We start from the raw sequence: 12,911 nt of genomic DNA, 5'->3' as shown, positions 1-12,911 counted from the left end.
AAGAGCCCGGCTCGTAAGACGGCGGCCAAGAAGCGGGTTGTGCGTAAGAGCACCGCTCGCAAGACCACGGCTCGGAAGAGCCCGGCCCGTAAGACGGCGGCCAAGAAGCGGGTTGTGCGCAAGAGCACCGCGCGCAAGACCACGGCTCGGAAGAGCCCGGCCCGTAAGACGGCGGCCAAGAAGCGCATCGTTCGCAAGAGCACCGCGCGCAAGACCACGGCTCGGAAGAGCCCGGCTCGCAAGACGGCGGCCAAGAAGCGGGTTGTGCGCAAGAGCACCGCTCGCAAGACCGCCACTCGTCGGAGCCCGGCTCGCAAGACGGCGGCCAAGAAGCGCGTTGTGAGGAAGAGCACCGCGCGGAAGACCACCGCTCGCAAGAGCCCGGCCCGTAAGACGGCGGCCAAGAAGCGGGTTGTGCGCAAGAGCACTGCGCGCAAGACCGCCACTCGTCGGAGCCCAGCCCGGAAGACGGCGGCCAAGAAGCGCATCGTTCGCAAGAGCACCGCGCGGAAGACCGCTGCTCGCAAGAGCCCGGCCCGGAAGACCGCCGCTCGCAAGACGGTGGCCCGTAAATCGACGACCCGTAGGACCACGGCTCGCAAGTCGATCGCCCGCAAGGCGCCTTCCCGTAAGGCCATTGCGACGCGTCGCCTGATTGCGTCCCGCCTGGCCTCTTCGCGTCCGTCGACGGCCAATCGCATGGCTGCGATTGCCAAAGCGACCCGCATGAGTTCCTATCGGAACGGCATGGCGCGCCGCTGACAACTGACGCGATTTCGGCTTTACTGGTGCAATGCATCCGGAGGCGGGTACCCAGCGGTACCCGCCTCTTGCATTTGGGCTGTCGGCGCTGCGCGCATGCCCGTCTTGTCGGTATTCCAGCTACCTCCAAGGATCCATTTTCAGGCGTTGACCAGCGCGCCGGGTTCGTTTGTCATAGACCGCAACAGGCTGTAATAAGCGGCAACATTTGTTGATTTGCTGCGGAAAATCGGCCTGTGGCAGTCTCCGGGCGGGTTGGAAGAAATCGTACCGGCCATACTGCCGTTTCATGAAATCTCATAGTCCTGGTTCGCCGAATTAACCATGTCAGAACGCAATCTCGCCGTCGTGATTCTTGCAGCGGGCAAGGGCACCCGCATGAAGTCGGATCTGCCGAAGGTGCTGCATCCGGTCGCCGGTAAACCGATGCTCTGGCATGTGCAGGCATCGGTCGCCTCCCTGTCGCCGGAAGAGACCATTGTCGTCGTCGCCCCAGGCATGACCGATGTCGAGGCTGCGGCGGCGCCCAGCCGCTGTGCGGTCCAGGCCAAGCCGCTGGGGACCGGGCACGCCGTGGCGGCGGCGCGCGAGGCGCTGCAGCCGCTGCTCAGCCTCGTCGAGACCGACGTCCTGGTGGTCTTTGGCGACACCCCGCTGCTGACCGGCGATACGCTGCGCCGCATGGTTGACGCGCGCTCTGAGCCGGCTGCGCCGGACATCGTGGGCCTGGCCTTTCGCCCTGACGATCCGGCCCACTACGGCCGCGTGATCCTGGACGCGGCGGGCAGGATCGAGAAGATCGTCGAGTTCGCCGATGCGGACTCCGCCCAGCGCCGGATCGATCTTTGCAACGCCGGCATCGTCATCGGCTCCGGCCGCCGGCTGTTCGACCTGATCGAACGCCTCGGCAGCGACAATGCGCAGGGCGAGTACTACCTCACCGACATCTTCGGCCTGGCGCATGAAGAGGGGCGTCCGGCGGGCGTGGTGGAATGTCCGGCCGAGGAGGTGCTGGGGGTCAACTCCCGCGCCGACCTGGCGCTGGTGGAATCGGTGATGCAGGATCGCCTGCGCCGCCGCGCCATGGCCGAGGGCGCCACGCTGATCGACCCGTCAACGGTCTGGCTTTCCGCCGACACGCGCCTGGGGCGCGATGTGACGGTGCATCCCTCGGTTTGTTTCGGGCCGGGGGTCAGCATCGGCGACCGGGTGGAGATCCGCAGTTTCTCTCATCTGGAGGGGGCGAAGGTCGCCGACGGTGCGGTCCTCGGACCCTTCGCGCGGCTGCGGCCCGGTGCCCGGGTGGGCGAAGATGCCCATGTCGGCAACTTCGTCGAGATCAAGAACGCCGAGCTCGGCACCGGCGCCAAGGCCAACCACCTGAGCTATATCGGCGACGCCAGTGTCGGCGCGGCGGCGAACATCGGCGCCGGCACCATCACCTGCAACTACGACGGCTTCGCCAAGCATCACACCGCCATCGGCGCCGGGGCCTTCATCGGCTCCAACACCGCGCTTGTCGCGCCGGTGTCGGTGGGGCCGGGGGCGCTGGTCGGTGCCGGCAGCACCATCACCCGCGACGTGCCCGGCGATGCCCTGGCGGTGGAACGCAGCGAACAGAAGAACCGTGACGGCCTGGCTGCCCGCTTGCGTGAAGAGCGGCGGGCCGCGAAGAAGAGCAAGGCGGGCTGAGGCCCGCCGCCTAACGGCAGACGACCGCCGACGACCGGCGGCGGAGAGGAACGTCAGACCATGTGCGGCATCATCGGCATCATCGGCACGGCCCCCGTCGCCCCTCTGCTGATCGACGGATTGAAGCGTCTGGAATACCGCGGCTACGACTCCGCAGGGATCGCGACCCTGCAGAACGGCGCCATCGACCGCCGCCGCGCCGAGGGCAAGCTCTTCAACCTGGCCAATCTGCTGGAGACGCAGCCGGTCGAGGGAACCATCGGCATCGGCCACACCCGCTGGGCGACCCATGGACGGCCCAGCGAGACCAATGCCCATCCCCATGCCAACGAGCGGGTCGCCGTGGTCCACAACGGCATCATCGAGAACTTCAAGGAACTGCGCGCCGAACTGGAGGCTGAAGGCCACGCCTTCGAGACCGAGACCGACACCGAAGTGGTGGTCCATCTGGTCCGCGATTTCCTGGAAAAGCAGATGAGCCCGCAGGAGGCCGTCGCCGCCAGCCTCAAGCGCCTGGAAGGGGCCTTTGCCCTGGCGATCATCTTCGCCGGACGGCACGATCTGATGATCGGCGCGCGCCGCGGTTCTCCCCTGGCGGTGGGCTATGGCGACGGCGAGATGTACGTCGGCTCCGACGCTCTGGCTCTGGCGCCGCTCACCGACCGCATCTGCTATCTCGAGGAGGGCGACTGGGTCGAGCTTACCCGGGACGGCGCCCAGGTGCACGATGCCCAGGATCACCAGGTGACCCGCGAGGTCAAGCAGACCGCCCTTTCCGGGGCCATGATCGGCAAGGGCGAGTACCGGCATTTCATGCAGAAGGAGATCTTCGAGCAGCCGGCGGTGATCGGCGACACCCTGCACTCTTTCGTGGACCCGCTAAGCGGGAGCGTCCAGCTCCCGGACCTGCACATCGACCTCTCGGCGATCCCGCGGATCACCATTTCCGCCTGCGGCACGGCGAGCTTCGCGGGCCTGGTGGCCAAGTACTGGTTCGAGCAGATTGCCCGCCAGCCGGTGGAGGTGGACATCGCCTCCGAGTTCCGCTACCGCGAGGCGCCGATGCCTGACGGCGGCCTCAGTCTCTTCATCTCCCAGTCCGGCGAGACCATCGATACCCTGGAAGCGCTGCGTTACACCAAGCGCTGTGGACAGACGGTCCTCTCCCTGGTCAATGTGCCGGAGAGCGCCATCGCGCGGGAGTCCGATGCGGTCCTGCAGACGCTGGCCGGGCCGGAGATCGGCGTCGCCTCGACCAAGGCCTTCACCACCCAGTTGACCGTTCTCGCCTGCCTCGCCCTGGCCACGGCCCGCGCGCGGGGGACCATCGATGCCGCCCGCGAGGCGGCGTTGTCCCAGGCGCTGCTGGAGGTGCCGACGCGGGCGGCCGAGGTGCTCAATCACGACAGCGCCATCCGCGCCATCTCCGTCGATGTGATGGAGGCGCGCGACGTGCTCTACCTGGCCCGCGGCGCGCTCTATCCCATTGCCCTTGAGGGCGCCTTGAAGCTGAAAGAGATCAGCTACATCCATGCCGAGGGCTACGCCGCCGGCGAGATGAAGCACGGGCCCATCGCCCTGATCGACGAGGACGTGCCCATCGTCGTCTGCGCGCCCTCCGGCCCGCTGTTCGAAAAGTCCGCCGCCAACGTCCAGGAGGTGGTGGCCCGGGGCGGCAAGGTCATCCTGATCTCCGATGCCGAGGGCCTGGCCCAGGCCGGCGACCAGGCCGCTCATGTGGTCGAACTGCCGGCGGTGGACCCCTTCGTCGCGCCCATCCTCTACACCCTGCCGGTGCAGCTTCTCGCCTACCACACGGCGGTGCTGAAGGGCACCGACGTGGACCAGCCGCGCAACCTCGCCAAGGCGGTGACGGTCGAGTGAATCTACGGTCCGGCGATGGGGATTGACAGGCATCTGGTCAACGCAAGCGATTTCGCTTCCGGAAGCCTTGTTCCCACCGGCCGGACTCCCGCAAACTCATCATTTAACAGGACGTTAAGGGTATTGGCCGAGCGCCTTAGGCGGGCAGGAGAATTCACCCTGGGATAGCGCATCCTAAGGCGTTGTTAAGCCATTCCGCTTAAAACTAAGGGACATTTTTTGGGGGCTGTCGCGGCAGGTATGCCCGGCGATTGAAACTATTCGGGTCTCTCCTTGGGCGCTGCCCAGGGGCGGGGCCGGGGTCCGTATCCATAGGTAGGAACGATGGCTCTCTCCACCATGTCCTGGGCATCGCTGCGCCGGCAGATCGTGATTCTGACCGGCGTGCTGCTTTTCGCCTTCGCGGTCGCCGCGCTGATTCGCCCGGAACCCGCGGTTTCGGGGTCCGATTGGACGGTTCTGGCAACACAGGGCGAGGCCAAGTGGCGCGAAGACGCGGGGCAGGGCACCTGGCGGCACCTCACGCGCAACGCCCGCCTGCCGGATGGCTCGGAAATCCGCACCGGCAGCGATGGTCGGGCGGTGGTGGCCAAAGGACTCGATCGTATCGAGATCCGCGCCGAAAGCACGCTGGTGGTGGCGGCGCGGGTTACCGCGCGCGGGGCGACGGAGGTCGATCAATCCCGCGGCAGCGCCACCTATACCATCGAGAAGCGCCCGGCGGGCACCTTCTCGGTGCGCACCCCCTATGTGGTCGCGGTGGTGAAGGGCACGCAGTTCAGCGTCGATATCGGCGAAGAGGAAACCAACGTCTCTGTGGACGAAGGCCGTGTTTCGGTTTCGGATCAGCGCAGCCGGGATTCCGTCGATGTGACGCCCGGGCAGACGGCCCGCGCCTCGCGCAACGCTGCGGGCATCGATGTCGGAGAGACCCCGGCGGGTGCCAAGCCGCAAAGCGCCGTCCCCAATGCCGCGCCCACCACGACCACCACGACCGCCCCCACGACGGCGCCCGCTACCGACGCGAAGGTCGGCGCGGAGGCCAGCCCTGCCAGAGGATCGCTTGGCGGTGCGGCAGCCGACGCCGACAGCGGTGCCAGGGGTAACCTCGACGATGCGGACAACGCACGCGACCGGGCCGGGCCCGATCTCGATAAGGGGTCTACTGAAAAAGAATCGGCCGGCCAGGGCGCTACCGACCGGAGTGACCTCGATCGCGGCGGCCTTGACCGGGGTGAGCGCGACGACGGCAGGGCCGACAAAGCGGTCGGTGACAGCAACAAAGACATCAGCGTCGGCGACCGGGAGCCGGCCGGCGCCTCCACGGCGTCCGATGGTGAATGAAGCGGCGATGCGGCGCCCGGTTGACCCGGTGGGCCTATGCTGTCCCTGAATGGGCATTGGCGCGCCTGTGTCCTCGCGGCGGCCGGTACGGTCGCTGCTTTCGCGCTCGGGGCCCTGGAACCTCTTGAGCGGCCCCTGATCGATCTGCGCATGCGCCTCTTGGAACGGCCCGCGGACCCGCGGCCGATCCTGATCGACATCGACGCTAGGTCGATACAGGAGATCGGGCGCTGGCCCTGGCCGCGCTCACTCCATGCCCTCTTACTCGACCGCCTGACGGCGGCCCAAGCCGGCGATGTCTTCTTCGATGTCGATTTCAGCGTCGCCACCGACGAGGCCGAAGATGCGGCGCTTGAAGGTGCGCTCAGCCGCCGTGAGGGGCGTACGGTTCTCGCCGCCTTCCGGCAGTGGAGCGAGACCTCCTCGGCTTACATCGACCTGGGGCCCTTGCCGCGCTTTGCCGAACACGCGCGGCTGGCTTCGGTCAACGCGATTCCCGGCACCGATGGCCGGATCCATGAGATGGCGCGAAGCTACCCCTGGCGCGGCACCCGCTTGCCAAGCCTCGCGGCGGCCATTGCCGCCGCCCCGGCGGCCGAAGAGGGCAGCTTCTTCATCGATTTCGGGATCGATCCGACGACCATTCCCCGCATCTCCTTCGTCGACGTGGCGCGGGGCGATATCGATCCGGCGGTGCTGCGCGACCGCCCGGTGGTCGTCGGGGCAACGGCGATCGAACTGGGCGATATGCTCTCGGTCCCCATTCACCGGGTGCTGCCGGGGGTGATGGTGCAGATGCTGGCGGCGCAATCGATGATGCTCGACCGGGCGCTCTGGCGGCTGCCCTTGTGGATCATCGCCCTCGCGGTGCCGCTCTTTGCCGCGCTTCTCGCTTACTGCAGCCTGAATTGCCGGGCCGGCACGAGCCTTTTCATCATCGCCCTGGGCAATCTGGTCTATTGGGGCGGTGCCCTGGGGGTGCAGCTGACCGCGCCGGTCATCCTGGATGTCGTGCCCTTTACGCTCGCGTCCTTTGGCGCATGCATTCTGTCCTTTCTGATACGCTTTCGCATCGTGGCCGCCAACCTGGTTGCCGAAAGCCTGGCCCGGCGCCGCACCGAGAACTTCATGGGCGCGGTCGCCCAGAACGCCTTCGATGCCCTTGTGACCACCGATCCGAAGGGCCGGGTCCGCTTCATCAACACGGCCGCCGGGCGCATGTTCGGCGTGAAGCTCTCCGAGGCGACCGGCCTGTCCATCGCCGACTTCACGGCGCGCCCCGAGGCCCTTGCCGAACAGGATCCGGGTGAGGTTCTGCAGCGCATCGTCCGTTCCGGCCGTCCCCGTCGCCTCACCTGCCGCAGGTCCAACGGCGAACTTTTCTACGCCGACCTGACGGTCTCTGCCCTGACGGAAGGGGCCCGGCAGATGTTCATCCTGCTGGTGCGCGATATCGACAGCCGGGTCAAAGCGGAGCGGCGCCTGCGGGCGCGCGAGCAGGAGCTGCGCCGGGCCAAGACCGAGGCCGAGCTCGCCAACAAGAGCAAGACCGAATTCCTCGCCAACATGAGCCACGAGCTTCGCACGCCGCTGAACGCGATCATCGGGTTTTCCGAGATGATGAAGCAGCAGGTTCTGGGGCCCATGGGCAACAAGGGCTACCTGACCTACGCCGACGACATCTACGAGAGCGGCCGGCGGCTGCTGGAGACAGTCTCGGACGTGCTGGAATTCTCCCGTATCGAGACCGACGGCACCAAGCTGCAGGAGGCGGAGTTCGACCTGGTGGCGCTCTGCCGGCGCCTGGCCGAGCGGCTGGCCCCGCGGATTAAGGAAAAGGGCCACGGCTTCAACGTTTACCTGCAGGCCGATGAGGCCCGCTACTTCGCCGACGAGCGCCTCATCATGCTGGCGATGGGGCACATCCTGGGCAATGCCATCAAGTTCACGCGGGAAGGCGGGGAGATCTCCTTCATCCTCAACCTGGAAGACGATGGCGCGGTCTCGATCGTGATCGAAGACGACGGAATCGGCATCGAGGCTTCTGAGATCGCCACCTGCTTCGAGGCCTTCGGGCAGGCGGACCGGGGGCTCAACCGCAGCCATGAGGGCGCCGGCCTGGGCCTGACCCTCGCCAGGCGCTTCGTCGAACTGCATCAGGGCCACCTCGATCTCGAGTCCGCGCCGGGCAAGGGCACGCGCGTCCGGCTTTCCCTGCCCGCTGCCCGCGGCCGCCGGGCAGCCGCGCGGAAGTCGGCCTGACGCATCTGGGCCGCATTCCCAAGCGCTGCCGCCGATTTTCGGTGCTGGCTCAGTGGCCTCTTCCACCGACCCCTAAGACGCCGCGTTAACCAGTTCTTTTATTTGCCCCTTCTCACCCCAGGATTGACGCCCGATAGTTCTGGCAAGTCCTCATGGTCGGCTTGGTGCCGGGCCGATGCACTTGCGCTGTTTGCGAAGGGCCCCCTGTGCCGCCGTGGCCGGCGCGCGGGGCTTCCCGGAGGCGGGCAGGAAGGACGCAGGCATGAGGTATCGAGATGGGGTCGGTGCGGTTGGACAATCACCCTTGTGTCGAAGGGGGAAGACCATGCGCTACGCCCGGACGGACCTTTGGCCCCTTGTCGCCATACTCGCCCTCAGCCTTGGTGCCTGTGCGACCGCGGAGCCGCCGCTCACGGAAGCCTTGCCGATTGCCGAGGACCCGCAGGTCGGTGTGCTGCAGCCGCAGCTCAGCGCGCTGCGCGAAGAAAACGGCACTCTCAAGCCAGAACCTGCTGTTCTGGAGGCAGGCCCATCCGTCCCTCGGGAGCCGGCCGAGAGTGCACAGGAGGATGCGCTCTTGCCGCCGCCTGCGCAGCCCGGAGCGTGCCATGCCCGGGTCTTCGTTCCACCGACCTTTCGGACTGTCGCCGAGCAGGTCCTTCAGAGCGAGGCTTCAGAGTCGGTTGAGGTGATCCCCGCGCGCTACGCGATGGTCGATGAGACAATCCTGATCCGCGAGGAAAGCGAGCGGATCGAGGTGATCCCGGCGACCTTCAAGACCGTCGAGGAACGCATCCTGGTTCGAGAGGCCTATGAAAAGATCGAGATGGTCCCGGCCAGCTACGAAACGGTGACGGAACGGGTGGTGGTGAAGCCGCCCTACACCGCCTGGCAAGGCAAGCGGGGGCCCTTCGCGTGCATCGAGGAGACAATCAGCGGGTTCATGTGTCTGGCCGAGGTGCCGGCGGAATACCAGACCGTCACCAGGCAGGTGATGGTCTCGCCCGCCACGACCCGGAAGGTGACGGTCCCCGCCGAGTACCGGACGGTGACCCGCAGCGTCGTCGACCAGCCCGCTCAAACCCGGATCGTCAAGGAGCCGGCCCAATACAGCACCGTCCAGGTGCGCAGGCTGCTGGAGCCGGCAAAGGAGAAACGCCTGGTGATTCCCGCGCGCTTCCAGAAGGTCGCCAAAACGCAGAAGGTCCGGGAAGGCCGGATGGAATGGCGGCCGGTCCTCTGTGAAGCCGATATCACGCCAGACCTCGTATCACGGATCCAGTCGGCCCTGCTGGCAAGAGGCTACCTGCCCGGGGTGGTGGACGGCATCCTCGGCCCGCGTACCCTGGCAGCGGTCACCAGCTTCCAGCAGGACAACAACACGAGCAGCGGCGCCCTCACCATCGAAACCGTAAGGGCCTTGGGCGTGCAGTGACCGGGAGATCCAGAGCCTACCGCACTCAGTAGTTCGGCATGCCGCTGACATTACAGTTGCCTGCGGTGTAGGTATCCTGCACATGGCAAGTGTTTCTCATGAGCACCATGACGTAACCGCTGCAGGAGTTGAGGCGGATCCAGGCGTCCAGATCGTAGTTCGACCCGGACTTTGCGCCTTTGGCGCGGCGGGTCACCTTGATGGACTTCACGTCCTCCTTTGGCACCGACATATCCGCCAGGGCTTTGTTGATCTGGGTTTCGCAGGCGACCGCCTGGGCCGGGGTGCTTGGCGCCACGACGACGGCACCGGCAGTGAGGGCGAATACAATAGCGGGAACGAGCAGACGCATTGGCATGGCTATGCTCCGAAACAGCAGTGTCTGCTTAAGCAAATAGGGCAGGCGGCCCCTCTCCCAAGGGGTCGCAACCCAGCCATGCGCAACTTTCACAGGTAGGCGACGATCTTAACAAAACCGACAAGAGTCTGACATCGGCCTTAGCCCTGACCGCCCGCTTGACGGGTTCCGCCCACCCGCTCCTCTCTAAATCGCTTAGTAGTTCGGGACCCCGGCAATGGAACAGTCGCCGCGGGTATAGCTTTGGCGCACAAAGGCCGCGCGGGTCATCTCGACCACCAGCCAGCCACTGCAGGAATTCAGGCGCACCCAACCTTCCGCACCGATGATGTCGGGTCCGCGGTCGTTCTTGCGGCGGCGCACGACGATGCGGATCGACTTCACATCGCCCTCTTCGACCCCGAGTTGGGCCAGGTGGGCCCGGGTCTTGTTCTCGAATCGATCGTTGCTGCTCTGCGCGCTGGCTGTGGGTGCCGCGCCGAGGGTGGCGGCCAGCAATGCGGCCGCGGCGAAGGTCATGGTAATCGATTTACGCATAAGTTTTGTCCTCAATGACTGTCGCAGTTTCGCTGACAGATAGGGCGCCGGCGCGAAAAGCCCAGTCACGTATGAGCGGAAGCCGCTTCACGCTTCTGTGTGACAGGATATGCGGGAGAGCGGTGAAGGGCGCCGCGCCGCAGGTCAATAGCGGGTCACGCCTTCCACGGAGCAGTCGCCCCGGGTGTAGCTCTGCCGCACGAAGCACGAGCGTGTCATGTCGATCACCAGCCAGCCGGTACAGGACTTGAGACGCACCCAGGCGCGCACGCCGAGGACTTCCGGCCCCTGGTCCGTAGGGTTGAGCTTCCGCTCATAGCGGATCGCCGTCACCGCATCGTCGCCGAGGGGCAGGCGCTGGATCTCCGCATCGGCTTCGGCCGCGCAGCCGCGAAAGATCTGTGCCTGGACCGCCGCCGGTGCAAGGGCGAAAAGCAGCGCGGCGAGCCCAACGGCGGTAAGCCGCCGGCCGCAGGTTGCGGCGGTGAGGCGGCTGCCTGGTTGAACTCTGCTGCGGGTCTCGGTTTGCGCTGACATCAGTATTTGGCGAGGCCTTCTATCTGGCAGTCTCCGCGGGTATAGGCCTGGCGGACGAAACAGCCTTTGCTCATGTTGAGGACCAGCCAGCCGCTGCAGGAGTTGAGCCTGACCCAGGCATCGACGCCGAAGATATCCGGACCGAAGTCGTCGGCGATGTTGACCTTTTCCATCAGGCGTACGCTCTTGATTTCACCTTCTGCCAGCGGCAGCTCCTCAAGGTATTCCGCTGCCTCCTCACTGCACCGCTCTGTGGCCTGCGCCTGCTGAGCCAGAAGCGCGGCAACGAGCAGACAGGCCAACACCAATGGCCCGGTCCGTGGGCCGCGCCACCTCTGTGGGCCCTGGTGGAGGCCCCGGTGGAGGCGCTGATCGCACCCTTGGACCGCGACGGTCATCCCCTCGTTTCTCCCCTTCCGCCACCCCGATCCCGCTCAGGTATCGGCGCTTCCCGGTGGCCGGCCGCCAGGCAATTGTTCTTTCCCCCGACAGGTCTATACTCCGCGCCAAGATCTGACAATGCCGGGGTTGAGACCCGGCTCCGGAGGAGGACCAGCAAGATGACCGCGCAAGCCCAGACCGTCGCGGCCGCCACGCCGCGGCTTTCCGATCCCAAGCTGTTTCGCCAGCTCTGCTACGTCGACGGCCGCTGGAGCGATGCCGACAACGGGGCGGCCATCGAGGTGACCAATCCCGCCAGCGGCGACGTTCTGGGCTCGGTGCCCAGGATGGGCAGCTCGGAGACGCGGCGGGCGATCGAGGCGGCGGAGAAGGCCTGGCCGGCTTGGCGAAATCTGCTGGCCAAGGAGCGCGCCACGATCCTGCGCCGCTGGTACGAACTGATCCTGGAGAACCAGGAGGATCTGGCGCAGCTCATGACCCTGGAGCAGGGCAAGCCACTGGCGGAATCCCGCGGTGAGGTGGTCTACGGCGCCAGCTTCATCGAGTGGTTCGCCGAGGAGTCCAAGCGGATCTACGGCGATACCATCCCCCAGCATCAGCCCGACAAGCGCATCGTCGTGGTCAAGCAGTCGGTGGGCGTGGTGGCGGCCATCACCCCCTGGAACTTCCCCAACGCCATGATCACCCGCAAGTGCGCGCCGGCGCTGGCGGCCGGCTGTCCGGTGGTGATCAAGCCGGCCAGTCAGACGCCTTTCTCGGCCCTCGCCCTGGCCGAACTGGCGGAGCGCGCCGGCATCCCCGCCGGGGTGATCAACATCGTCACCGGCTCGGCCAAGGAAATCGGCGGCGAGATGACCGCTAGCCCCATCGTGCGCAAGCTCTCCTTCACCGGCTCGACCGAGGTCGGCAAGCTGCTGATGGCCCAGTGCGCCAGCACGGTGAAGAAGATCTCCCTCGAGCTCGGCGGCAACGCGCCCTTCCTGGTGTTCGACGATGCCGACCTCGACGCGGCGGTGGAAGGGGCGATCATCTCCAAGTTCCGCAACACCGGCCAGACCTGCGTCTGCGCCAACCGCATCCTGGTGCAGGACGGCGTCTACGACGCCTTCGCGGCCAAGCTCTCGGAAGCGGTGAAAAACCTGAAGGTCGGGGCCGGGATCGAAGACGGCGTCAGCCAGGGCCCGCTGATCGACGTGGCGGCGCTGGAGAAGGTGGAGGAGCATGTCGCCGACGCCACAGGGAAGGGCGCCAAGATCGCCCTCGGCGGAGCCCGCCACGAACGCGGCGGCACCTTCTACCAGCCCACGGTGCTGACCGAGGTCACCACGGATATGAAGGTGACCCGGGAGGAGACCTTCGGCCCCGTCGCCCCGCTGTTCCGCTTCCAGACGGAAGAAGAGGGCGTGGCGCTGGCCAACGACACCGAGTTCGGCCTCGCCGCCTACTTCTACGCCCGCGACCTGGGCCGCGTCTGGCGGGTCAGCGAGGCGCTGGAAAGCGGCATGGTGGGCATCAACACCGGCCTCATTTCCACCGAGGTGGCGCCCTTCGGCGGCGTCAAGGAATCCGGCATCGGCCGCGAGGGCTCCAAGTACGGCATCGAGGAATTCCTGGAGACCAAGTACCTCTGCATGGGCGGGGTGTAGGGCTGGCTGAGCGTCCCCATTCCTGACGGCAGACTCTCGCGTCTCGCCCCCT

At 66.5% G+C, this 12,911-nt stretch carries 11 protein-coding genes; 7 read left to right on the top strand and 4 right to left on the bottom strand.

The features are described from left to right. The 6 genes from Q0996_RS14410 to Q0996_RS14385 form a co-directional block, all read left to right on the top strand. The coding region (locus Q0996_RS14410; RefSeq protein ID WP_299620947.1) for a histone H1-like repetitive region-containing protein at positions 1-762 on the top strand (762 nt) is incomplete at its 5' end. 324 nt (positions 763-1,086) lie between these two features. Next, positions 1,087-2,454, top strand: coding sequence for a bifunctional UDP-N-acetylglucosamine diphosphorylase/glucosamine-1-phosphate N-acetyltransferase GlmU (gene glmU / locus Q0996_RS14405; RefSeq protein WP_299620944.1), 1,368 nt, complete (start codon positions 1,087-1,089; stop codon positions 2,452-2,454). A 60-nt stretch (positions 2,455-2,514) separates the two neighbouring features. Continuing rightward, entirely contained in the window at positions 2,515-4,338 is a 1,824-nt protein-coding gene (gene glmS, locus Q0996_RS14400) for a glutamine--fructose-6-phosphate transaminase (isomerizing) (RefSeq protein ID WP_299620941.1), read from the top strand. A gap of 324 nt (positions 4,339-4,662) precedes the next feature. Further along, positions 4,663-5,682, top strand: a complete 1,020-nt coding sequence (locus Q0996_RS14395) for a FecR domain-containing protein (RefSeq protein WP_299620938.1) — start codon at positions 4,663-4,665, stop codon at positions 5,680-5,682. Between the two features lie 36 nt (positions 5,683-5,718). Continuing rightward, a complete protein-coding gene (locus tag Q0996_RS14390; protein ID WP_299620935.1) occupies positions 5,719-7,944 on the top strand; it encodes a CHASE2 domain-containing protein in 2,226 nt (741 codons plus the stop codon). Between the two features lie 325 nt (positions 7,945-8,269). After that, the gene (locus Q0996_RS14385; RefSeq protein WP_299620932.1) at positions 8,270-9,379 is read left to right on the top strand and encodes a peptidoglycan-binding protein; all 1,110 of its coding nucleotides are present in this window, start codon (positions 8,270-8,272) and stop codon (positions 9,377-9,379) included. Positions 9,380-9,404: 25 nt separating this feature from the next. Here the strand turns inward: Q0996_RS14385 and Q0996_RS14380 are convergent, their stop codons facing one another. From Q0996_RS14380 to Q0996_RS14365, 4 genes are all read right to left on the bottom strand, one after another. After that, entirely contained in the window at positions 9,405-9,737 is a 333-nt protein-coding gene (locus tag Q0996_RS14380; protein ID WP_299620929.1) for a hypothetical protein, read from the bottom strand. 195 nt (positions 9,738-9,932) lie between these two features. Continuing rightward, positions 9,933-10,274: a hypothetical protein gene (locus Q0996_RS14375; protein WP_299620926.1), complete on the bottom strand. Its 342-nt coding sequence runs from the start codon at positions 10,272-10,274 to the stop codon at positions 9,933-9,935. Positions 10,275-10,418: 144 nt separating this feature from the next. Next, complete coding sequence (locus Q0996_RS14370; protein ID WP_299620923.1) at positions 10,419-10,811, bottom strand: hypothetical protein; 393 nt, start codon at positions 10,809-10,811, stop codon at positions 10,419-10,421. Beyond that, positions 10,811-11,209: a hypothetical protein gene (locus Q0996_RS14365; RefSeq protein WP_299620920.1), complete on the bottom strand. Its 399-nt coding sequence runs from the start codon at positions 11,207-11,209 to the stop codon at positions 10,811-10,813. The genes Q0996_RS14370 and Q0996_RS14365 overlap by 1 nt, the downstream gene beginning before the upstream one ends. Positions 11,210-11,371: 162 nt before the next feature. On the opposite strand from Q0996_RS14365, the gene gabD reads away from it, so the two are divergent. Beyond that, positions 11,372-12,859, top strand: a complete 1,488-nt coding sequence (gabD, locus tag Q0996_RS14360) for an NADP-dependent succinate-semialdehyde dehydrogenase (RefSeq protein ID WP_299620917.1) — start codon at positions 11,372-11,374, stop codon at positions 12,857-12,859. Positions 12,860-12,911 lie beyond the last annotated feature (52 nt).

It is taken from the genome of Pelagibius sp. (genome assembly GCF_028289705.1).
In the GTDB taxonomy this organism is placed as follows: domain Bacteria; phylum Pseudomonadota; class Alphaproteobacteria; order Kiloniellales; family Kiloniellaceae; genus Pelagibius.
This window is presented reverse-complemented; position numbering and strand designations above follow the sequence as displayed.

What these genes read in the sequence shown, in the direction of transcription:
- Q0996_RS14380 (WP_299620929.1), bottom strand. Translation starts at nt 9,737, where the DNA reads ATGCCAATGCGTCTGCTCGTTCCCGCTATTGTATTCGCCCTCACTGCC.
- gabD (WP_299620917.1), top strand. Translation starts at nt 11,372, where the DNA reads ATGACCGCGCAAGCCCAGACCGTCGCGGCCGCCACGCCGCGGCTTTCC.
- Q0996_RS14390 (WP_299620935.1), top strand. Translation starts at nt 5,719, where the DNA reads ATGCTGTCCCTGAATGGGCATTGGCGCGCCTGTGTCCTCGCGGCGGCC.
- Q0996_RS14395 (WP_299620938.1), top strand. Translation starts at nt 4,663, where the DNA reads ATGGCTCTCTCCACCATGTCCTGGGCATCGCTGCGCCGGCAGATCGTG.
- glmS (WP_299620941.1), top strand. Translation starts at nt 2,515, where the DNA reads ATGTGCGGCATCATCGGCATCATCGGCACGGCCCCCGTCGCCCCTCTG.
- Q0996_RS14365 (WP_299620920.1), bottom strand. Translation starts at nt 11,209, where the DNA reads ATGACCGTCGCGGTCCAAGGGTGCGATCAGCGCCTCCACCGGGGCCTC.
- Q0996_RS14375 (WP_299620926.1), bottom strand. Translation starts at nt 10,274, where the DNA reads ATGCGTAAATCGATTACCATGACCTTCGCCGCGGCCGCATTGCTGGCC.
- Q0996_RS14370 (WP_299620923.1), bottom strand. Translation starts at nt 10,811, where the DNA reads ATGTCAGCGCAAACCGAGACCCGCAGCAGAGTTCAACCAGGCAGCCGC.
- glmU (WP_299620944.1), top strand. Translation starts at nt 1,087, where the DNA reads ATGTCAGAACGCAATCTCGCCGTCGTGATTCTTGCAGCGGGCAAGGGC.
- Q0996_RS14385 (WP_299620932.1), top strand. Translation starts at nt 8,270, where the DNA reads ATGCGCTACGCCCGGACGGACCTTTGGCCCCTTGTCGCCATACTCGCC.